19 protein-coding genes are annotated in these 20,843 nt (G+C 44.0%); 9 read left to right on the top strand and 10 right to left on the bottom strand.

The genetic code is table 11. The annotated features are described in order from the left end of the window. Positions 1-68: 68 nt before the first annotated feature. Positions 69-974 (bottom strand): manganese-dependent inorganic pyrophosphatase, encoded by a 906-nt coding sequence (locus AB4405_RS08885; RefSeq protein ID WP_372060479.1) that lies wholly within the window; start codon positions 972-974, stop codon positions 69-71. Positions 975-1,181: 207 nt separating this feature from the next. Between AB4405_RS08885 and AB4405_RS08890 the strand changes: the two genes are divergently transcribed. Next, positions 1,182-2,486 (top strand): putative manganese transporter, encoded by a 1,305-nt coding sequence (locus tag AB4405_RS08890; RefSeq protein WP_372060480.1) that lies wholly within the window; start codon positions 1,182-1,184, stop codon positions 2,484-2,486. Between the two features lie 97 nt (positions 2,487-2,583). Here AB4405_RS08890 and AB4405_RS08895 read toward each other — a convergent pair whose 3' ends face one another. The 4 genes from AB4405_RS08895 to torE all read right to left on the bottom strand — a co-directional run bounded on the left by AB4405_RS08895 (position 2,584) and on the right by torE (position 8,339). Then, positions 2,584-4,335: a glycoside hydrolase family 36 protein gene (locus AB4405_RS08895; protein WP_372060481.1), complete on the bottom strand. Its 1,752-nt coding sequence runs from the start codon at positions 4,333-4,335 to the stop codon at positions 2,584-2,586. 115 nt (positions 4,336-4,450) lie between these two features. Further along, positions 4,451-6,913 (bottom strand): trimethylamine-N-oxide reductase TorA, encoded by a 2,463-nt coding sequence (torA, locus tag AB4405_RS08900; protein WP_102470492.1) that lies wholly within the window; start codon positions 6,911-6,913, stop codon positions 4,451-4,453. A 23-nt stretch (positions 6,914-6,936) separates the two neighbouring features. Continuing rightward, the gene (gene torC / locus AB4405_RS08905) at positions 6,937-8,118 is read right to left on the bottom strand and encodes a pentaheme c-type cytochrome TorC (protein ID WP_372060482.1); all 1,182 of its coding nucleotides are present in this window, start codon (positions 8,116-8,118) and stop codon (positions 6,937-6,939) included. Positions 8,119-8,162: 44 nt separating this feature from the next. Then, positions 8,163-8,339 carry a trimethylamine N-oxide reductase system protein TorE gene (gene torE, locus AB4405_RS08910; RefSeq protein ID WP_372060483.1) on the bottom strand — a complete coding sequence of 59 codons (177 nt, stop codon included), beginning with the start codon at positions 8,337-8,339 and terminating at the stop codon, positions 8,163-8,165. A gap of 445 nt (positions 8,340-8,784) precedes the next feature. Here torE and AB4405_RS08915 point away from each other — a divergent pair, with 445 nt between their 5' ends. After that, on the top strand, positions 8,785-9,579 hold the full coding sequence (locus tag AB4405_RS08915; RefSeq protein WP_372060484.1) for an ABC transporter permease: 795 nt from the start codon (positions 8,785-8,787) through the stop codon (positions 9,577-9,579). A gap of 517 nt (positions 9,580-10,096) precedes the next feature. Here the strand turns inward: AB4405_RS08915 and focA are convergent. Then, positions 10,097-10,939, bottom strand: a complete 843-nt coding sequence (gene focA / locus AB4405_RS08920; RefSeq protein ID WP_102470488.1) for a formate transporter FocA — start codon at positions 10,937-10,939, stop codon at positions 10,097-10,099. Positions 10,940-11,218: 279 nt separating this feature from the next. Further along, the gene (locus AB4405_RS08925) at positions 11,219-12,409 is read right to left on the bottom strand and encodes a hypothetical protein (RefSeq protein WP_372060485.1); all 1,191 of its coding nucleotides are present in this window, start codon (positions 12,407-12,409) and stop codon (positions 11,219-11,221) included. A 263-nt stretch (positions 12,410-12,672) separates the two neighbouring features. On the opposite strand from AB4405_RS08925, the gene AB4405_RS08930 reads away from it, so the two are divergent. Beyond that, positions 12,673-12,912 carry a TIGR02647 family protein gene (locus AB4405_RS08930; protein WP_102470486.1) on the top strand — a complete coding sequence of 80 codons (240 nt, stop codon included), beginning with the start codon at positions 12,673-12,675 and terminating at the stop codon, positions 12,910-12,912. 111 nt (positions 12,913-13,023) lie between these two features. Here the strand turns inward: AB4405_RS08930 and AB4405_RS08935 are convergent, their stop codons facing one another. Next, positions 13,024-13,440: a PACE efflux transporter gene (locus tag AB4405_RS08935; RefSeq protein WP_372060486.1), complete on the bottom strand. Its 417-nt coding sequence runs from the start codon at positions 13,438-13,440 to the stop codon at positions 13,024-13,026. 89 nt (positions 13,441-13,529) lie between these two features. Between AB4405_RS08935 and AB4405_RS08940 the strand changes: the two genes are divergently transcribed. Continuing rightward, positions 13,530-14,414, top strand: coding sequence for a LysR family transcriptional regulator (locus AB4405_RS08940; protein WP_102470485.1), 885 nt, complete (start codon positions 13,530-13,532; stop codon positions 14,412-14,414). A gap of 1 nt (position 14,415) precedes the next feature. Then, a complete protein-coding gene (locus AB4405_RS08945; protein ID WP_372060487.1) occupies positions 14,416-15,273 on the top strand; it encodes an NAD-dependent epimerase/dehydratase family protein in 858 nt (285 codons plus the stop codon). 88 nt (positions 15,274-15,361) lie between these two features. On the opposite strand, the gene AB4405_RS08950 is transcribed toward AB4405_RS08945, so the two are convergent. After that, on the bottom strand, positions 15,362-15,940 hold the full coding sequence (locus AB4405_RS08950) for a thymidine kinase (RefSeq protein ID WP_102470483.1): 579 nt from the start codon (positions 15,938-15,940) through the stop codon (positions 15,362-15,364). A gap of 83 nt (positions 15,941-16,023) precedes the next feature. Then, entirely contained in the window at positions 16,024-17,406 is a 1,383-nt protein-coding gene (cysS, locus tag AB4405_RS08955) for a cysteine--tRNA ligase (RefSeq protein WP_372060488.1), read from the bottom strand. Positions 17,407-17,647: 241 nt separating this feature from the next. Between cysS and AB4405_RS08960 the strand changes: the two genes are divergently transcribed. The 4 genes from AB4405_RS08960 to AB4405_RS08975 all read left to right on the top strand — a co-directional run bounded on the left by AB4405_RS08960 (position 17,648) and on the right by AB4405_RS08975 (position 20,738). Beyond that, on the top strand, positions 17,648-18,142 hold the full coding sequence (locus AB4405_RS08960) for a peptidylprolyl isomerase (RefSeq protein WP_102470481.1): 495 nt from the start codon (positions 17,648-17,650) through the stop codon (positions 18,140-18,142). A gap of 37 nt (positions 18,143-18,179) precedes the next feature. Further along, positions 18,180-18,926: a UDP-2,3-diacylglucosamine diphosphatase gene (gene lpxH, locus AB4405_RS08965; RefSeq protein WP_372060489.1), complete on the top strand. Its 747-nt coding sequence runs from the start codon at positions 18,180-18,182 to the stop codon at positions 18,924-18,926. 78 nt (positions 18,927-19,004) lie between these two features. Next, positions 19,005-20,237, top strand: a complete 1,233-nt coding sequence (locus AB4405_RS08970; protein ID WP_372060692.1) for an EAL and HDOD domain-containing protein — start codon at positions 19,005-19,007, stop codon at positions 20,235-20,237. Between the two features lie 12 nt (positions 20,238-20,249). Beyond that, positions 20,250-20,738 carry a YchJ family metal-binding protein gene (locus tag AB4405_RS08975; protein WP_372060490.1) on the top strand — a complete coding sequence of 163 codons (489 nt, stop codon included), beginning with the start codon at positions 20,250-20,252 and terminating at the stop codon, positions 20,736-20,738. The last annotated feature ends 105 nt before the right edge of the window (positions 20,739-20,843 follow it).

Consider the following 20,843-nt stretch of genomic DNA (forward strand, 5'->3'; position numbering starts at 1 on the left):
AATTGTATTCAAAGGCCATTGGCGACAAAATACAAACAGTGCTAGGGCTTACTTAATCTTGGGGATGATTAAACAAGTTCACCTTGAAGCCAAGGCCAACCTTGCTTCTTACGGCTCAACGTATTTTCCATCATCAACATGCCTTCAACTTCATGCTTCACCAATTTATCTGCCCACTCACCCTTATAAATCAAGCGTGTTTGTGCTGTCGTAATATCGGTTAACATCACAGCGGCAAACGCTAAAGCATCGTCATCACAGCGACGAACAAGATCTTGCTCAAGCGCTTCAATCATTCCGTCTACTTGTTCTAATGTCGCAAGCTCAACTTGGCCAACAACCACATCACGTCCATTGAATGGGTATGCTTTCAGATCTTTTTCAACCAGTTCTGCAGCAGTGAGGCCTTCGATGTTTGTTTTTGCGATCAACAGGTCTTTGATGAATGAGTCTAGGTCTGTAACGCCTGCGATAGTCGCTAATGCTTCTACTGCATCTTTATCTTTTTGCGTACAAGTAGGAGACGCAAAGCCAACCGTGTCTGACAAGATGGCAGACATCATCAGAATCGCTAGCGGGCGAGTGATCTCAGCATCTTCCATTTTGAATAGGTTGAACAAAATAGTACAAGTACAGCCTACAGGCCAAATCCACGCTTCAAGTGGATTCACTGTCATCACGTCACCAAGACGGTGATGGTCAACAATACCTAGAATTTCGGCTTCGTTAATATCGTCTGGCGCCTGAGCCAAATCGGTATAGTCTACTAACCAAACTTTTTCACCCGCTACGCTGGTACGCAATTCAGGCTGCTCAACACCAGCGGTTGCAAGAATGTGCTGAGTTTCACGATTGATTTCGCCTTGGCGAATAGGTTTAGCTTCAAGACCACGTGCTTTTAGTAGTTCTGTCGCTACTAGTGCACCGCAAATGCTATCACTATCTGGGTTTTTATGACCGACAACTAGAATCATTATACTTCCTAACTATGTTTAATCTTGTGGGTATGTGCCCCACGACAACTGCTCACAAGGGCGATACTTTACCTGATTTTGCGAATTTGTCATCGCCTGTAAGTGCTTTAAATGAATTTCTTGACGGACAAAACATTCAAATTGCTATTGATAATCATTATCAAGAATATATAATGATAACGGCTCTCATTTGCATTGGCGGAATTTATGGAACACGTTAAGAATATTGGAAGCTTGAATGGATTGTCATTAGAGCAATTCAAATCCGCATACAAACGCTTATTACTTCCGGTAACCTTGATCGCATTGCTGGTTAGCGAACCAACTCGAAGCCTTGGGGTTGCCGCACTTTCTGATGCGTACTGGGCCGTCGCATGTTATGTGGTATTCACCCTTGCCGTGTATCACCATATTTCTCGATTTTTTTCCAGCAAACACGCGCTTGTCGAGCTCTATCAACACTCTCCTAAACATCAAGTGGTCTTTTCCTCTTTGTTAGGCGCTCTGCCAGGTTGTGGTGGCGCTATTATCGTCACCACTCAATTTGTTTCAGGAAAAGTTGGATTTGGATCGATCGTTGCCGTACTAACCGCAACGATGGGCGATGCCGCATTTTTAATCTTGGCTAGTCGTCCAAGTACTGGTCTCGGATTAGTCGCAGCAGGTGTCGTCGTCGGTATCGTGAGCGGACTGGTCGTCAATGCTATTCATAAACCAGACTTTCTACGTCCCAAAGTCACTCAACTTGTTGATGCTGTTAGGTCAACTAGAGCTATTACGCCAACGGGAGCTATTACGTCAACTAAAGCTATCACACCAACGAAGCCAGCATGCGGTTGTGATTCTCACGATCCGAATACTCGTCAGCAAGACGAGCTTTCCAGTCCGATACAAATCATGGCAATCAATCTTCAAGGGTTATTTTGGAAATGGATGATACTTCCTTCACTTATCGTGGCTTTTACGATGTCGTTCCAAATTGACGTTAATACACTGCTTGGGTTAAGTCCAAATACCATTGAGTGGCTTGGTGCCGTTTTAGCGGTAGTAATTATGTCTTTATGGGCATTTACCAAAGAGATTGAAGACTATCAGAGCACGGTCGCTGAAGATGACAAATTGCCCACCTCGCATCCAATGCAAAAAGCAGCGCAGGACACCCACTTCGTGAGTGCTTGGGTGATCGTTGCGTTTTTAGCATTTGAACTCACCCTACATTTTGCACACATTGACCTTAGCACTTCATTTTCAGGTTGGGGGGTCTACATGCCTTTGATGGGAGTCGCCATCGGATTATTGCCCGGTTGCGGGCCTCAAATTCTGGTGACAAGCCTTTATCTTACCGGTGCGGTGCCGATGTCTACGCAGCTTTCTAACGCAATTTCAAATGACGGCGATGCACTTTTCCCAGCGATCGCAATGGCACCGAAAGCGGCATTAGTGGCTACCGTTTATTCGGCTATTCCAGCCTTGGTTGTTGGCTATAGCTACTATTGGTTATTTGAGATTTAATCTTACCCGCTAAAGCACGACTTAAGGCTTTAACGGGTAAAAGGTCTACGTTCCTACTCCCCTAGCGACGAGATTCGATCAGACATCAAACATGCCATCACTCTCCACTAGCAAACACGGCAACCACAGCGCGACTTTCACGAGCTCGATTGAGAGGGACCACTTGTATGTGTGTAGGGTCAGCGTTAAGCTTTTCTCTTGTCCAGAAGTCGAACCAATCGCATGGGTATTCTGATGTTAGGGTATAGTCAGTACCAATTTCATCGTAATGAAACAAACAGTGCAGCCAGCGCTGCTCGGTCAGCTTTAAGGTTGAGTGATTCATTGTCAATGATTGAAAGATAGAGGTATGATCGGTTTGTTTCTGACGACTTACTAAGCTTGCCAATGTTTCTTTTGCAAACGGTGTCAATTCTGGTAGTGGGTCACCCGATAACAACACCCCCCCCGATGCCAAGAGCACATTGCGATGAAATTCATAACTCGCTCGGTCTGTGCCTTGATTAGGCAATGAAGTAAAAGTGGCACAGTCGGGATCAATTAACCACAGTCGTTGATGCTGCCAGCTGCGCAAAAAGGTCTCTTTTGCTATTTGTTCGAAGCGAGCCGGATCGCGCTCAACATCATCCGATACACGCATGGCATCCACAAGCCCAAGCGACGGCCACATAGGCGCATTGCAACCTAATACTAACGCCTCTCCAGCACCTTCCGTAATGGCCTCCATCCCTAAGCGATAGGCTTCTACACCGGTCACTCCCGGTTTACAGCGTTGCCCTGGCAGTGTTCCCCAATAGTTAGCATCCAGCTTAAACAGCTCAACACCCCATTCTTCACGCATCGTTTTTACTACGTGAGTCAGGTGAGCGAGTACGTCTGGGTTCGAGCAGTCAAGAATATACCAAGGCGTGCATCGCCAGCCGCCGTAGGTCACGTCTTCCGCCTTGAGTAATGACCCATCCGCATGTTTAAGAAACCAATCTGGATGTTGCTTAAACACGTCTGATTCTGCTTGGGCGATAAATGGTGCCATCCAAATTGCAGGTCTTTTTCCACTGCGACGAATACTCGCAATCAGCGTCTTTATCCCGCCGTCAAATTTCTCTGAAGGCGTCAACCAGTCACCCATAAAAGCCTGATAACCATCATCAAGTAACACCCATTCAAGATCGGCTTGGTCTTGCTCCATCACCTGAACGTTATCAATTACATTTTGACGGTTCACATCGGCATAATAGGCATACCATGAACACCACCCTATCGGGCTTGGTTTCAATACGCCGGGTTTCACTGGATGATGACAAGCAATCAGGCGAGAAAATTGTTCAAATACGCTGTCCATCGCCTCACCATGTAGCACGACTAACGACTCTAATTGGTTATCTTGCCAATGCTGAGGCTCACTATGCTCACCATCGAGAAATGCCACCACATCAATACCATGAACGCCAGCTTGCAATTCAAAGTAACCGGCAAACCGGTGACAGGAGGTAAAGCCAAATAGCGTAAAGCCTGCAGACTGCTCAACCAACAGATAATTGTAAAAACGCTTGGGAGCATGTTCATCGTAAATACGATAGCTGGCACTGTTGTCAGGGCAGCGACCAATATCGATGAGCTGATTGACAGTACCGGAGGTTTGACACAGCATTTGAAAGCCATCTCCGAGCAACCTTGCGTCTGTCTCAACTTGGTTTTCAAATCGTGCTAATGCTGTTCGGGAAGAAAGCGGGGTAAAATTTAGGCTCGTGTAAGTGAAGTTCAACTCACCAGAGGATGTTGTAATACAAATATCAGGGTTAATTGCAAGCGCATCAACCTCTTTGGAGAAAGGTATATATTCGGTCATACGTCCTCGACCTAGTTAATAGATTACATGATAAGTATATTCTCAAGCACAAAAAAACCCATTCCGAAGAATGGGTTTTGTGTGCTAGTTAAAACTCTGTAGAAGACCTTGCTCGCTAAGCGACTTCAATCGGTCCACCGAAGGCGGTTACTGGTGGCACTTTACCCTTGAACTTCTCGAAATCAACCAAGCAGGTGTTTGCTGACGTTGCTTGAGCAAGCTCTGAAGACGGAATATCTTGCGTCAACGTGTTTGGATCGCCATAAGTATCAAGCGCACCTATTTTTTCGTTAAGAGGCCCATACCAAGCACCTTCTTCGATACGCACAACACCAGGAGCATAACTGTCCGTCACGACGGCACCAGCTAATAATTGACCACGGTCGTTAAACACACGGACTAAGTCACCATCATTAATACCCTTTGCTTTCGCATCTTTAGGGTTAATGTAGATTGGCTCGCGACCTTGTACTGCATAAGTCGCTCGGAAATCTTCTGATTCACACATTTGAGAGTGCAAACGCTTGTCCGGGTGACATGATTGCAGCCAGTACGGATGCTGTTCAGAACCTGGTCCACCATGAGAACGCTCTGATTTTTCAAACCACATTGGGTGTTCTTGGCAGTGCTCATAGCCCATGTTGCCGATAGTACGGCTCGTGATCTCGATAAAACCAGATGGCGTACCAAGTGCATTAATCTCCGGATCTTCTCGGAAATCAGCATGACGAACCCAAGGCTTGCCGGTACCAAAATCGAGGAAGCCTTTCTCCCAGAACTCTGTAAATTCAGGAAGGTCAAACTTGCCTTTGTTGGCTTCTTTACAGTTATCGTAAAGTGATTTAACCCATTGCATCTCTGACATGCCACGAGTGTAATCATCAGACACACCCCAACGACGTGTTAGCTCAGTCATAATGTCAAAGTCAGTCTTAGACTGGAACAAAGGATCAACGAGCTTATGCATCGCTATAAGACCACGACCTGAGTATGCCCCGTAGCCATCGATATCGTTACGCTCCCACTGAGTACATGCAGGTAATACGATATCGGCATGGCGACACGTCGCTGTCCAAGCAAAGTCAATTGAAACCACGGTGTGCAAATTTCTGAAGGCTTTCTTCATTCGGTTACGATCTTGGTGGTGATGCCAAGGGTTGTTACCACTAAATACCATCATTTTTACATCCGGTAGCGTAACAACCGAACCATTGGAGTTAATCTTTTTGCCCGGCTCTAATAAGGCATCCACCCAACGCGCAACCGGAATAACACGACTGTAGCCATTAAAATCTTGGTTGGTATGTTTTGGCGTTTGGCCCTGATCAATATTCAGCGGGAATGAACCAGGCGCGGCAAAACCCGTCGACGGTACACCAATACCAGAATAATGATGTCCGTAAGATACACCACCACCAGGAAGACCAATCTGACCAATCATCGATGCCAATACAGCACCCATCCAGTAAGGTTGCTCACCGTGCTCTTGACGCTGAATACACCAGCCAAACAAGAATTGAGTACGACCTTGCACCAGCATACGGGCAAACTCACGAATCTTGTCCGCAGATACACCACAGATCTCTGCAGCCCATTCAGGTGTCTTCTCAATCTTGTCCTTTGACTCACCCTGAAGATAGCTAACGAAATCTTCAAATCCGAGACAGTAAGTATCGATGAATTTTTGATCGTGCAAATCTTCATTATAAAGGGTATGCGCCATACCAAGCATAAACGCCACATCGGTTTGAGGGTTCACATACAAGTGCTCATTCTCAAGGTAACGTTGCGTTTTGTTCTTCACAGGGTCAACAGAGATAACGTTAATCTCTTTTTTCGCGACCTTTTCTTTCAGTTGCTCTAGATAAGCAAACGACTCGTGAGTTTCACATGTCCAACCGACTTGCAGGTTTTTCACAGGATCGTTTGCCCAAAGAATAATGTTATCACTATTCTCTAGGATCAACTCCCAAGATGTACCTTGTGCATACACCTCAGTAGAACCCAGGACATAAGGTAAGATCGTTTGACCAGCACCAGTAGAGTAATCACCTACTTTTTTTACAGAGTAGCCATGTAGACCCATTGCACGCTGCATATGGTTGTTACAGCTGTGCATCTGACCGGTTTGTCGCCAACCCGTTTGACCGGTATGCAGCGCCCAAGGACCGTAATCTTTTTGTACGCGTTCAAGCTCACGGTAGAAAAGGTCAAGCGCCTCATCCCATGTAACACGAACAAAGCGGTTGTTGCCGCGCGTCTCAGCCGCATATTTATGTTTCTTTAACCAATCTAGGCGTACCATTGGGTAACGTACACGTGATGGGCTATAGATGATTCCCTTGATGCCGTTAAGCATCTCAGTTGGGTATTTGTCGACTTCTAGTGGTTTAATTTCCTGAACCTTACCGCCCCACACTCGGGCACGAAACGCACCCCAGTGTGAACCTGATGTTTTCCAGGTTCCGTCTACTTCAGCTGCACTAGCAGACGCCGAAGCTAACAAGCTAGGACCGATTAGAGATGCAGCACTTGTGCCGGCCACACCCTTAAGGAAGCTTCTTCGTGTAATTGCCATTTTGTTACTCCAATTAACGTCTATTAGTGGTGGCCTTCAGAGAAATCTGATGAGTGCTTCTGTAGATACTTAAGAACCAATGCCTCAGTATCTCTATCGAAGTTCACAAATGCGATCATACCGTCCAGCATGCCGACCCAACCGTTCGCGCTAAAGTGTGCAACATCTGGTTGTGTGTGACACGTAGAACAGTTCGTTTGATACGCTTGACCTGCCGCGTTCCAAATTGGAGTGTAATCAGGCAACATGGACTCTTTTTTCATCCAAAGGTTAACTGTAACTTCTTCCCAAGGTAGACCTGTAAGCTCGTCTTCTTTTTTCTCACCAACCGTTACGTCAGCGCTTTGCGATACTTCTTTATTTAGGATCGCTGTCGAGATATTCATACCAAAGTCTTCTTGGATTACTCGCCCAAAGCCCTTCGCTTTACGCCAGCCATCGATTTGGACTTCGATCATGTCACCCTTGGTGTCAACGATTGCCACTTCACTTGCTGGGCTTAATAGACCCGCTTCCGTTGCACCTGTCTCGTCGGTATACAGCGGTAAATGACGAATAGAAACGACATCGTTACCTTTCGAGTAAGACGTGCTGCTTGCGACTTGTTCTAGTTCACCAACAATACCAGACGCTTGCGCCATATCTTTTGGTAGGTGGTGGGCAATGCCTTTATGGCAGTCGACACAACTCTGGTCACGCTCTGCCGCAGATTTCATTTGAATACGAGCAGTCGGAGACATGGTTTCAAAATCCATCGACTCATAAGCGTGGCAGTTTTTACACTCCAAAGACCCATTGGCAGAAAAACGGTCCCACTCGTGACGAGCTAGCGCGAAGCGGCGCGCTTCAAATTTTTCTGGTGTATCTAAATCACCAAAGATTTGCGCAAACACTTCTTTAGAAGCTTGCATCTTACGGGCAATTTTATCGGTCCAGTTATGGGGTACGTGACAATCGGGACAAGTCGCACGAACACCAGAATTATTTTTCCAGTGAACCGTTTCTTGAAGTTCAACGTATACATTCTCACTCATAGTGTGACAACCAATACAGAACTCTTCGGTGTTGGTTGCCTCTAGAGCGGTATTAAAGCCACCCCAAAAGATCACGCCGGCTAAAAAACCACCAGCGGTGAGTACACCTAAACTGATGTGGACAGCTGGCTTACTGATGGTACGCCAAAGTTTGGTTAAAAAGGATTTCATGACTTACTCTCTCGAAACTCGTAATAGATTGAATTGGCGGTTAATTAGCCGTGCATACCTGGAGGACCAAATACAAATATTTGAAGCATCCACACCGTAAAGCCGTAACCACCGACGATCGCTACACTCAAGAGAGGAAAGAAAACTGCGCAGATGAAAAAGAATGACTTCCATTCCATACCATGTTTTTCAGCACTCTCAACTTTGTTAACATCACTCATACATTTGCCTATTTTGTATCGTGTTAAAGCTGCGATTTATTCTGATGAATAAACCAATTATTAAAACTATCTGCCGAAAATGCTAAACCATACCTTATGTAAGGTTCAACCGTTTCCGCCCCCTCACGCCTTGTTAATCCACACTTTTTTGAGGTCATCCTGAGTTGTAATCAATTAAATGCCAATATGAAAAATTATGAATGGATGTGAAGAATTAATGTTTTTATAAGTATGTAAACAACACAGCAAATATGCAACATTTCAACCAAATTTACGTGGTAGACAGTGAGATTCACGTGGTAGATATTGACGAATTCAGCGCTATTTACCGAGTAAAAGACACCAGAATGTTATAAAAATGATAAGAAACCGCCCCAAATAAACGGTGTGAGGCATACGCGAGTCAAGTAGAATAGTGGCAATTTTGTTTTATAAACGGTCGAATATGCAAGACGTTATAGATATCAGCTGGTGGCAACTGTTGGCTTTTTCAGTGGTATTGTTGATCCCTTTTTCAATCAGTCATTATTACAAGCTTAACCTCAATAAAGATGCTTGCTTTAGCATCCTTCGAATGTCACTTCAGCTTGCGCTTGTCGGCCTCTATCTCGAATATTTGTTCTTTTTAAATAGTATCGTGGTCAATATCATCTGGCTTGCTGTCATGATTGTGGTTGGTGCCAGCGCTGTTTTAAGTAAGGCAAAACTCCCTAAACGTCATTTGTTACCTTATGTAGTCGCTTCGCTATCATTTGGGTTGTTTCCCGTCGTTGCTATCCTTTGTATCGCCATTATCCAACCCACTCCTTTTTACAGTGCACAATATGTCATTCCTCTCGCGGGGATGCTTTTGGGGAACAGTATTAGTGGCAATATCGTTGCACTGCAGAACTTTTTTGGGGCGTTACAAGATCGCTGGGCTGAGTATGAAGCCGCCATCTCTTTGGGGGCGTCAGTCTCCATTGCGACATTGCCGTTCGTGCGTGTTGCGTTGCAAAAATCTCTAGCACCGATCCTCGCGACAATGGCTACAACCGGCTTAGTCTCATTGCCGGGAATGATGACTGGTCAGATTTTAGGCGGTGCTAATCCACTGGTTGCGATAAAATATCAACTGCTTATTATGCTGGCCATATTTGTGATGATGACCGTATCGATTACCATCAACTTGAACCTAATTATTAGGGGCAACTTTACGTCCTCCGGCAAGCCACTCATCCTCCCCACTAGTGAGCAGTAATTGAACAAATAATCAGCAAACCGGACGTTACACACCTAGTTTAAACTTGGTTATCCACAGTATATGTGGATAACCAAGCTACTGACTTGTCGATATTTTTTTAACCACACCCTGCATTCCACATCATCAGCTTCATTAAATCGTCATAAGAGAGGGATACGGTAATGAAAGTAAGCGATGACACGCACTATGGATTGAGTAGCGATATTGTATTGATAACTTAGGAGACGGAAGAATGGTGGGTGAAGAAATGCGGCCTATATCAAGTACGCCGCTAGACGATTCAAAAAACTGGTTGATTCAGACACCAAGGGCAGTTGATGCGAATCCCCCACTAAAGAGGGATGGAAGGGACTCTACAGAACCCAAAGATTGGAGACAAACAACAAAAAATATACTTTGGTTTTAGTGTCGAGATTCCTGACACTGAGCAATAAGCAATAAGCAATAAGCAATAAGCGATGTTCAGTATCAGGTAACGTATTAATCAACCACCTTAAACGGCGGTCGAACCATGTTAATCACGCAAATAGATTAGCCAGTACAACATTCCAACAAATATGCCGCCACCGATGATATTACCAAGGGTGACAGGGATCAGGTTATTTGTGACGAACCCGATTAGATTTAAATCGACAAAGTCAGCCGGTGTTGCGCCTATGTTTTGCCAGAATTCAGCCGGTGCAAAATACTTAATACCAATGGCCATTGGGACTTGAAACATATTGGCAATACAGTGTTCAAACCCAGCGGATACGAACATGGCAACAGGGAGAACCATAACGATAATCTTATCCGTTAATGTGCGACCGCTAAATGTCATCCATACGGCAACGCAAACCAAAACGTTACACATAATACCCAACGCTACCGCTTGCCAAAATCCATGGTGAAGCTTGTGTTGCGCGATGTGCATCGTATTTAACCCAACCTGGCCATCATCGAACAAGTATTGTTTCGCGGTGAGCATGATGGCAACAAGGAACAGCGCACCCAGCATGTTGCCAAAGTAGACCACCGCCCAATTCTTAAATAATGCGCCCCAGCTGATCTTGCCGCTTGCTCTTGCGACTAAGGTTAAGACTGAGCTAGTAAACAGCTCACCGCCGGTAATAATCACTAGTACAAGCCCAAGACTAAATGCAAGGCCGCCCATAAACCGAGTTAAACCCCAAGGCAGGTCTCCAGCCCCAGTTGTAATCGTTGTGTAAAAGATAAAAGCAATGCCAATATGCAAACCTGCTGTAATTGCGAGTAAGAAAGATTTCATTGGGTCTTTCGTTGCTTTACCTACACCAGCTTCAGCGGCGCGTTCAGCCATTTGTGGTGGTAACAAAGAATCGAACTGGTTCATTTCCATTTTTTAAACACATATTTAGTTACAATTTGATGGTGGCGGATAATGCGCCCAATCAATTGATATGGCAAGTGACATTTTCAGCGCTAATCAATATAAAACACACATCACGCCATCACTATGGAAAATAGTCATAAGAAAACAATAAGTAATATATAGGTATGTATTTTTGCAGCCTTATTTTTCATCCTTAGAAAACCTAAAAAACACCGCTTTAGGCAGTGTTTTTTAGGTTTGTTTTTAATGTTTTTTGCCGTAGTTAAATAGGCATGAGTTGACTCGTTAGTCCGTCGTTTTTTCTTGCAACGCACTCACCAACTTCTTTAGGTTTTCTATCTCAAGTCGATTGTAAGCGGCTTTGTCCATCACTTCTGTTACCACTTGTTCAGTATTACCTTGGTCACTACTATTTTGTAATTCAAGCAGTGCGATTTTTTGTCTCAACTGCGCATTTTCTTTACGCAAGGCAGAAGACTGTTCTGCTTTATTCAACATCTCCACATCATGAGCAATTCGCTCAGATTGCGTGGTAAGATCTTGATCTCGATAATCATTCCCTTTGGCTACAGTGGAAATTTTATGTAGTCGCGACTCAGCAGCAAGAACCAGTGGCTCAAAATTAGATTTTTCTACATCATTCAGCTTTGTTACTTCAGTCACAACGGCTTCTAATCGGCGAAATTGAAAATTAATGCTATCAACATCGCGTTCGATAGTTTCAAAATCTCGAGGTGATTGACTAACAAATTTTCTTAGCTCGATGATGCCTTGATCGACATAACTAAAGCTGATTGGCGCCAATATATTGTAGCGCGCACTTGAAAGATTAGACAACTTACTCGCAAGCGGATCTACATACATAGCGTCAATAACACGAACTTCTAACGCCGTTGCTTTTTCAAGGAAGATCGCTTGGTAATTTTCAGCTCGATCCACTTCCGACACCACTAGATACTGAAACAATTGTTCGTATTCTCGCGTAACGGTTGTATTTGCATGTCTAAAGTATTTTGCGGCATCAAGCTTTCTCAGGTAGGCCATCTGAGTCATTGCCGGGGCAAGCAGTTCGTCGGCTTGTTTTTTTAGACGCTGGATAGCGGTAAAATTGTATTCGACAGTATTCACTCTATCTCGAAATGCAATCGCGTAAGTTTCACTGGAAAACACAGAGTGCTTAACATCTACTTGCGCTGGGTTTTTTCTCATTTCGATAAAAAGCTCATGAGCATCTTTCCAAGAAGACATCATATCGCGGTAATTTTCGGGCGCATAAATTCGCAGAGACTCTGCGTCTTCTAAACGTTTAGTCCACAATGAATGAGTCGCCAAAATTTCGTTATATTCTTGTTTTTGCGCTGTCTGGATTTGCTCAGCGCTAAGGTTTGGGTCTCGATCAACCGCGGTAGGCGTTGAAGCACAAGAAGCAATGCCCAAAACACACGTCAGTACTACTATCGCTTTGCGTGTAGACATTTTTTCTCCCGTAGACTCAGACTGCTTATCAATCTAAGTGAAGTAAAGGCACAACAATATAATGGACCATGAACTATATTCAAAGTTCACGATAAAAGACATGACTTAGTGTTCCAACTGATTACAATTCATCCACTTAGCATAAAATATTCACCCTTCTCTCTGAGAACACGGGGTTAGCTAACAAATTATTCACTATATGATTGTCAATGAACTCAAATCGCACTATGTTGATCGAACAATCTAAATGAAAAGGCACCTCTATGAAATTAACGTTAGAACACCTTGCCGAACTTAACTTGCTCCTGCAATTTGACCTAAGCAGTTCAGCCACAGGAATCAAAGTTCATACCGACGCCAACGAAGAGACACAAAAAGCGGTTCAAGCGCTCTATGCGAAAGGTTTGTGTACTATGCCAGATGGTGGATACTTAACAGGTGAAGGCATTGAAGTCGCAGAGCATGCCGACAAAGTGCTACGCGTACTAAACGCTCGACTGTAAAACACCTCGATAACACATAGGCGACCGTTTGAAGCCGTCTATGTGATATCCCCTATCCGTTTTCACAACTTCGCTTTTTCCATCTTTATAGCACCACAGCCAGCGAGTTCATCAACACATGAATAGACGTTGATAAGGCTGCCATTTGTCATATGCCCAGTTGAATAACGTTGTATAAAAGAAGAAGAAAACAAGAAACCCAGCCTCGATCAACAATGCCGCGAATAACGAAACCTGCAAGAACCATGCGATAACTGGAATAGTAAATCCTATAAGCCCAGCCTCAAAGCCCAACGCATGCATGACCCTGACTGTCATAGTGCGAGTTTCGCGATTCTCCCCCATGTATTTATCAAACACAATATTGTAGAAATAATTCCAGATCACCGTGAATACGCTCATTCCAACCCCAACAATGACCAACGACCCAGAACTTGTCCCGGAAACCCAAGAAACCACAGGTATAATGATAGCTAACGCCAATACTTCAAACATGATAGCGTGGAATACTCTTTCTTTATTATTCATATAGATAACCATAAATCACATTCAACATGGTAACGATTATGGTCTATGCTTATCACTAGTGAAAGTTAGGTAACATCAGGATTACTGATATGTTAAGTATCGAGCAAATTGAAGCATTTATTACGACGGTAGAAACGGGCTCATTTTCAGCTGCAGCAAGGCAACTTGGAAAGGTTCAATCTGCCATTAGTCAAAATATTGGAAATCTAGAGATAGATTGTGGTGTGAGCGTATTCGACCGGAGAGGCCGATACCCTGTATTAACTGAGGCTGGTCACACGTTACTCCCGTACGCCAAGGCTGTGATGGTTCAACACAATAGGCTCAGTGAACAAGTCGCCAATCTAGCACAAACTAAGGTTCACCCCATAGTTTTAGCCGTTGATGAAGGTATTCCTCTTGAACAAATTACCCCTATTTTGCAAACTCTAGATACAGAATTTCCTACTCTAAAGGTTGAATGCTTGCTCGCTTCCAGTGTCGATATTATTGATATGGTACAGTCTGGTCGAGCGACATCTGGGTTGCTTTACGGCGAACACCTCATTCCTTTCTCCCTCGATTTTGAACATGTTTGCACAATCGCCTTTGATATTTATGTTTCTTCAAAACACCCGCTCGCACAGACACGCTCTCCTCATATCGAAATGTTAAGTTTGCATAGGCAGCTTGTCATCAGCGCGCGCAATTCCCAAGCGAGCAGCTTCCATCAAGTTCTCAGCCCAGATGTGTGGCACTCTGATAGCTATAGTATGATTATAGATTGGTGCATCGCGGGCTGTGGTTGGACATTTGCTCCTAGCTATCTGGCAAAAGAAGCATTGAGACAGGGGCAATTGGTTACTGTGCCCTTAGCATTTGAAAAACTTTCCGCTGTCGTCAATATCGACATTATTCAGCATTCAAGCAAAAGTAACGATGCCGCTCATAAGCGACTTCGTGAGCTAACTAGGCATTTGTTTAAGGACTCGTAGCATGCAAGATTCTTCTGTATTAATCGTCGGCGCAGGCTGGCTAGGCCGCCCACTCGCTGAGCACTTAATGAACCAAGGCTACAACGTAACGGCGACTAAGACATCAGAACAAGGTGTTGCGGCACTAGAAGGTGATGGGATCGATGCTTTGCAGTGTAATCTCACCGCTATTAACGATGACAATCAAAACACATTCGTTAAGGCGTTACAGCAGAAAAAAATCACCACTATCATCGGTTGTTTTCCACCAGGATTTCGACAAGGTCGTGGCACAATGTACGCGACACAATGGGCTCGACTGGTCGACCTCGCGAAACAAGCTAATGTCCGCAAAGTCATTATGATTAGCTCAACCTCCGTCTATCCCGACCGGCCAACATTGATGACCGAAGATATGGCAAGCTTATCATTAAGCCAAACACAAGCTGACTTTAGTGATAAATCCGTTGTTATGCTTACCGCAGAAGAGCATGTTGTTCGTTCTCAGCTTGATTACGCGATCGTGCGCTGCAGTGGACTTTTTGGTCCCAATCGGCATCCTTCTCGCTTTGCGCTTAAGATTAAATCGGTCAGTGATAGAGCGCCTGCAAATATGCTCCATCTTCATGATGCAATTGCTGCAGTCAGCTTTGTATTAAAAGAAATCAAAAACGAAGTGCTCAATGTGACGACGCCAGACACCTGTGATAAAGCCACTTTTTATCGCTCTGCATTGAAAGCGGCAGGGGTAGACTCGTCACTAAACGCGGTAAACTCTACCCCAGACAAGGCCATATCAAGCGGTAAACTACAGGCTTTTGGTTTCACATTTAAATACCAACATACGCTCGATGCACTCGACATCGATATGACTGAGTAATAAATCAACCTAATAGCGCCAGATAAAAAAAGGAAGCGACTCGCTTCCTTTTTTTGTGCCTGACTCCGCGTAGGGTCCGTAACTCTTATTACTTACCTAGGGCGCTTTTATAGTGTTGGCGGCAAACGGAAACATACTTATCATTTCCCCCGATCGACACTTGGTCACCTTGTGCAATCGCCACACCATGCTCATCGGTACGGATAACCATATTCGCCTTGCGGCCACAATGACAAATCGTTTTGAGCTCAACCAGTTTATCGGCCCATGCTAATAGCTGTCGGCTTCCTTCAAACAACTCACCTAAAAAATCGGTGCGTAGACCGTAACACAGTACTGGGATATGAAGTTTATCAACCACTTCTGTCAGCTGATACACTTGTTCTTTGGATAAGAACTGGCATTCATCGACCAAGATACAGTGTCGAGTCGCCTCGTTATGAAGCTCAGAGATAGCAGTATAAAGGTCAGTGTCTGGTTTAAATAACTGTGCATCCGATTGCAAACCAATTCTCGAACTCACCTTACCAGTACCATAACGGTCATCAAGCGCTGCCGTATAGATAAGCGGGTTCATACCTCGCTCTTGATAATTAAATGACGACTGAAGCAGTGTGGTCGATTTACCCGCATTCATTGCAGAGTAATAAAAATACATTTGAGCCAAAACATTACACCAAAGCTAAAACTTAAAAATAAACCCTTGCAAGCAAGGGCTGAGATTATTCTTATAAAAGGAAAACGCTTACGCTATTTACGGCGCCACGTTGTGCCTTCTGAACTGTCTTCAAGAACGATGCCCATTTCAGTCAATTTCGTTCTAGCTAAATCAGCATTTGCCCAATCTTTTGACGCGCGAGAGTCATTACGAAGTTTAATTAGTGCTTCAATTTCGGCTACTTCATCATTGTTGCCTGCGTCACCTTTAAGGAATGCATCAGGATCTTGATGTAAAATACCAATAACATCAGCAAGTTCGCGCATCACTGCACCTAATTGACTTGCTTGAGCTAACTCAACCGTTTTAAGGCGATTAATCTCACGAGCCATATCAAATAAAACGGAATAAGCTTCTGGCGTATTAAAGTCATCATTCATTGCCGTTGAGAAGCGAGTTACATACTCCTCGCCACCCGTCGGTTCAGCTTGGATATCTAACCCACGCAGTGAAGTATACAAACGCTCTAGCGCTGACTTCGCCATATTCAGGTTGTCTTCATTGTAATTCAGCTGGCTGCGATAATGACCAGACATTAAGAAGTAGCGCACCGTTTCAGCATCATAATGAGATAATACGTCACGAATGGTAAAAAAGTTGCCCAATGACTTAGACATTTTTTCTTTATCAATCATGACCATGCCGCTGTGCATCCATGTGTTTACATAAGGCGTATCATGTGCGCAGCAAGACTGAGCAATTTCATTCTCATGATGCGGGAACTGTAGGTCCGAACCGCCGCCATGAATATCAAAATGATCACCAAGAATCGATGAGTTCATTGCTGAACACTCGATATGCCAACCTGGACGACCCGGCCCCCAAGGTGATTCCCATGTTGGCTCGCCAGGCTTAGACATTTTCCATAATACAAAATCAAGTGGGCTGCGCTTTGCCGTTTCAATATCAACACGAGCGCCTGCTTGAAGCTGGTCGAGATCTTGTTTAGACAAACGACCATAATCCTCAAATTTACTCACCTCAAACATCACATCGCCATTCGTTGCCACATAAGCAAAACCACGCTCAATGAGGCGTTCTACAAGTGCAATGATTTCAGCAATAAATTGCGTCGCACGAGGCTCGACATCTGGGCGTTTCATATTCAGCGCATCGAAATCAGCGTGCATTTCGCCTATCAATCGTTCAGTGAGCGAGTCACACGTCTCACCGTTTTCATTCGCACGCTTAATAATTTTGTCATCGATATCAGTAATGTTGCGAACGAACGTCAGGTCATAACCTACATAGCGAAGGTAGCGAGAAACCACATCAAAAGATACAAAGGTGCGGCCATGGCCAATATGACAGAGATCGTAAATGGTGACCCCACACACATACATACCTACTTTGCCAGCATGGATAGGTTTGAATTCCTCTTTTTGTCTCGTCAGCGTATTGTATATTTTTAGCATGATCTCTATCTGGATAATTACGTGTAAAGTTATGTGAGATTATAACCATAATCGCCGACATAATGGAGCGCTTAAACAAAGAAAACTCACAATTACTCCGGTACTTTATGGTTGATCTTTCCAATATCGTGTAAAAACCACGCACCAATTAGATATTCTGCGAATTTGACCGTTTGCTTGTCTTGTCACTTAAGCTAGAATCGGTGGTTCAACATAAAAACACGTTAAATAGGTATTCATCATGATCACCCTTCATACTAATTTCGGCGACATCAAGGTTCAATTAAACGAAGAGAAAGCACCAGAAACAAGTGCAAACTTCCTACAGTACTGCCGTGATGGTTTTTACGACAACACTTTGTTCCACCGTGTTATCGATGGTTTCATGATTCAAGGCGGCGGCATGACGTCTGGCTTAAAAGAAAAAACAACACGTGCAACGATCAAAAACGAAGCAAACAATGGCCTGAGCAACAAAGTTGGCACACTGGCAATGGCTCGTACAATGGAACCACATTCTGCTAGCTCTCAGTTCTTCATTAACGTTAACGACAACAAATTCCTAGATTTCCGCTCAGAAAGTCTTGATGGTTGGGGTTACTGCGTGTTTGCTGAAGTAGTTGAAGGTCTAGATATCGTAGAAAAAATCAAAGGCGTTAGCACTGGCTCTATGGGTATGCACCAAGATGTACCACTAGAAGAAGTGCTTATTACTAGCACAACTATCCACGAGTAATGGTTAGGGAGAGCGTGGCTCTCCTTTTCCTCATATTATGACGACTTTATTCATATCTGACCTGCACCTCTCGCCTTCTCTCCCCGATACGACAGAATGCTTCATCCAGTTCATGCGCAACGAAGCGACTCACGCTGATGCACTCTATGTGCTGGGTGACCTATTTGAATTTTGGATCGGAGACGATGATCCCTCTGACTTTGCTCACACGATTCGAGACGAATTCAAAACACTGACATCATCGGGTATCCCATGCTATTTCTTACAGGGTAATCGTGACTTCTTACTTGGAAAAAGATTCTGTCGCGACACGGGCATCACCTTGTTGAATGAACAAACCGTCATTGACTTATACGGGCAACGCGCTGTCGTCATGCACGGAGATACCCTTTGTACCGATGACGTTAAATACCTCGCCTATCGAGCAAAAGTTAACCAACCATGGCTTCAATGGTTATTTAATCGACTTCCCTTCTTTACAAGACGTCGTATTGTTAATAAAATACAAGGCGATATCAAAGAGGAAAAAATCGGGAAATCGCTTGATATTATGGACGTGACACAACATGAAGTTGAAGTGGTCATGCAAGCAGAGAATGTCAAACTCATGATTCATGGGCACACACACCGTCCGAATATTCATACATTTGATATCGAAGGCGAAGAATACACCCGTATCGTCCTTGGTGATTGGTACACACAAGGCTCTGTATTGGTCTGCACACCTGGAAAACAGGAACTGCAAATCCGACATTTTGTCAAAAGCATGAGCCATTCCACATAAAATCCGACAGATCGATGGTCAACGTTACTTATTAGACGTTAAGATAGTTGATACGTTTATGAGATCACGATGCCAAATTTGAAATACTCGTACATTGCTAGACAACCTATTCTAGATAATCAACAAAAAACCATTGGTTATGAGTTGCTTTTTAGGGACGGTCCGAATAATACGTTTCCTGATATTGACCCCGATATCGCGACAAATCGTTTGCTTTCTGAGCACTTTTTAGCCACGCATTACAGTACGATAGGCGATAAACTTGGCTTCGTTAACTTTCCCTATCAGAGTTTGGTTAACCTTGTCCCTACGCTATTTCCTAAAGATAACTTAGTCATCGAAATACTCGAGAGTTGCGAGCCGACCAAGGAGCTGTTGTCTGCAGTTCGAAAAATGGCGGAAGCGGGTTACACTATTGCCTTAGATGATTTCATCCCTAAAAAGGAGTGGTTACCGTTCTTACCGTATACCTCGATCATCAAGATCGATATTCGTCAGTATCCGCTTGATAAAGCCAAGGCGCTTATCAACAAACTACATGCTCACGACATCATTTTCTTGGCAGAAAAAGTTGAGACTTATGAAGAATTTGAACTAGCTAAATCGGTAGGGTTTACCCAATTTCAAGGGTACTTTTTTAGTAAGCCGCAACTTATTCGTCGCAAACAGATAAAACCGTCATTTCCAACGGTTGTTCAGCTATGTAAAGAAATCTCCAACCCAAATATAGATTATGATGAACTAGAACGCTTATTCTCGCTCGATGTCACCTTATCCTACAAGCTGCTAACGTTTGTAAACTCTTCTTATCTCATCCGTGCAGAAATCAAATCGTTTAAACAAGCACTGGTTTACCTCGGTGATGATCGTTTACGTAAATTCATTTCCTTGGTCGCAATCACGTCTACGCAAGACGACAAACCAGATTCTCTGTACAGTTTATCGATCCAACGAGCTCGCTTTTGTGAACTGATTTTGCAAGATATGAATAGTAATATCGAAGATGGTCTCGGCTTTCTTACTGGTATGTTCTCATTACTTGATTCATTGTTTGATCAGCCGCTTGAAGAGCTTGTGCATAAAATGCCAATCAATAACCTAGTAAAATCAGCATTGGTGATTAAAAAAGGCAAGCTTGGGGATATATTGAGTTTAGTCAAAGCTTACGAGGCTGCCGATTGGTCTTTTGTGATTCAACTTCGCGATAAGCTTGAACTTAATGATGAGAGACTAGCAAAGCACTATGACGATGCGATAAAATGGACAGAAGATCTACTCACGATCGAATCTGACTATCACACTCACGCTTAATTTAGGTTCACTATGTCACTTTGCTTTTGTGGCAGCCAGCTAGAGTTTTCAGCTTGTTGCCAGCCAATCCATCTCAACCCTGCCCTCGCCACAACACCACAACAATTAATGCGGGCACGTTTCTGCGCACACATCACAAAGAATGTCGATTTCGTTGTTGATACTTACCATCCAAGCTGCCAGGCCGAAAAAGAGCGTAACTCTATTGCCGATTCAATTGATGGGAAATGGACCAAGCTAGAAGTGACAAATACAGAGAACGGGGCAAACTCGCATGAAGGTTATGTCACTTTTAAAGCGTATTTAGAAGAGAATGGATTTGAACATTGCTTGTCTGAACGCTCACGATTTCTGTTTGAAAACGAGCAGTGGTATTACGTCGATGGGGAGTTAGATGATAGCCTACCACCTCGCCCTATCACGATTGAATCATCGAAAGTCGGCAGAAACGATCCTTGCCCTTGCGGTAGCAAGAAAAAACACAAGAAGTGCTGTGGATAACCCTCTGAGCACTCCGATTACTTTCGTTGAATAGATACCGCCAATAAGCTTGTCCTGCGAATGATACACAACTGACAAGCTTACTATATCAACGTTATTTAGAGC

It is taken from the genome of Vibrio sp. 10N.261.51.F12, assembly GCF_041471725.1.
Lineage (GTDB): Bacteria > Pseudomonadota > Gammaproteobacteria > Enterobacterales > Vibrionaceae > Vibrio.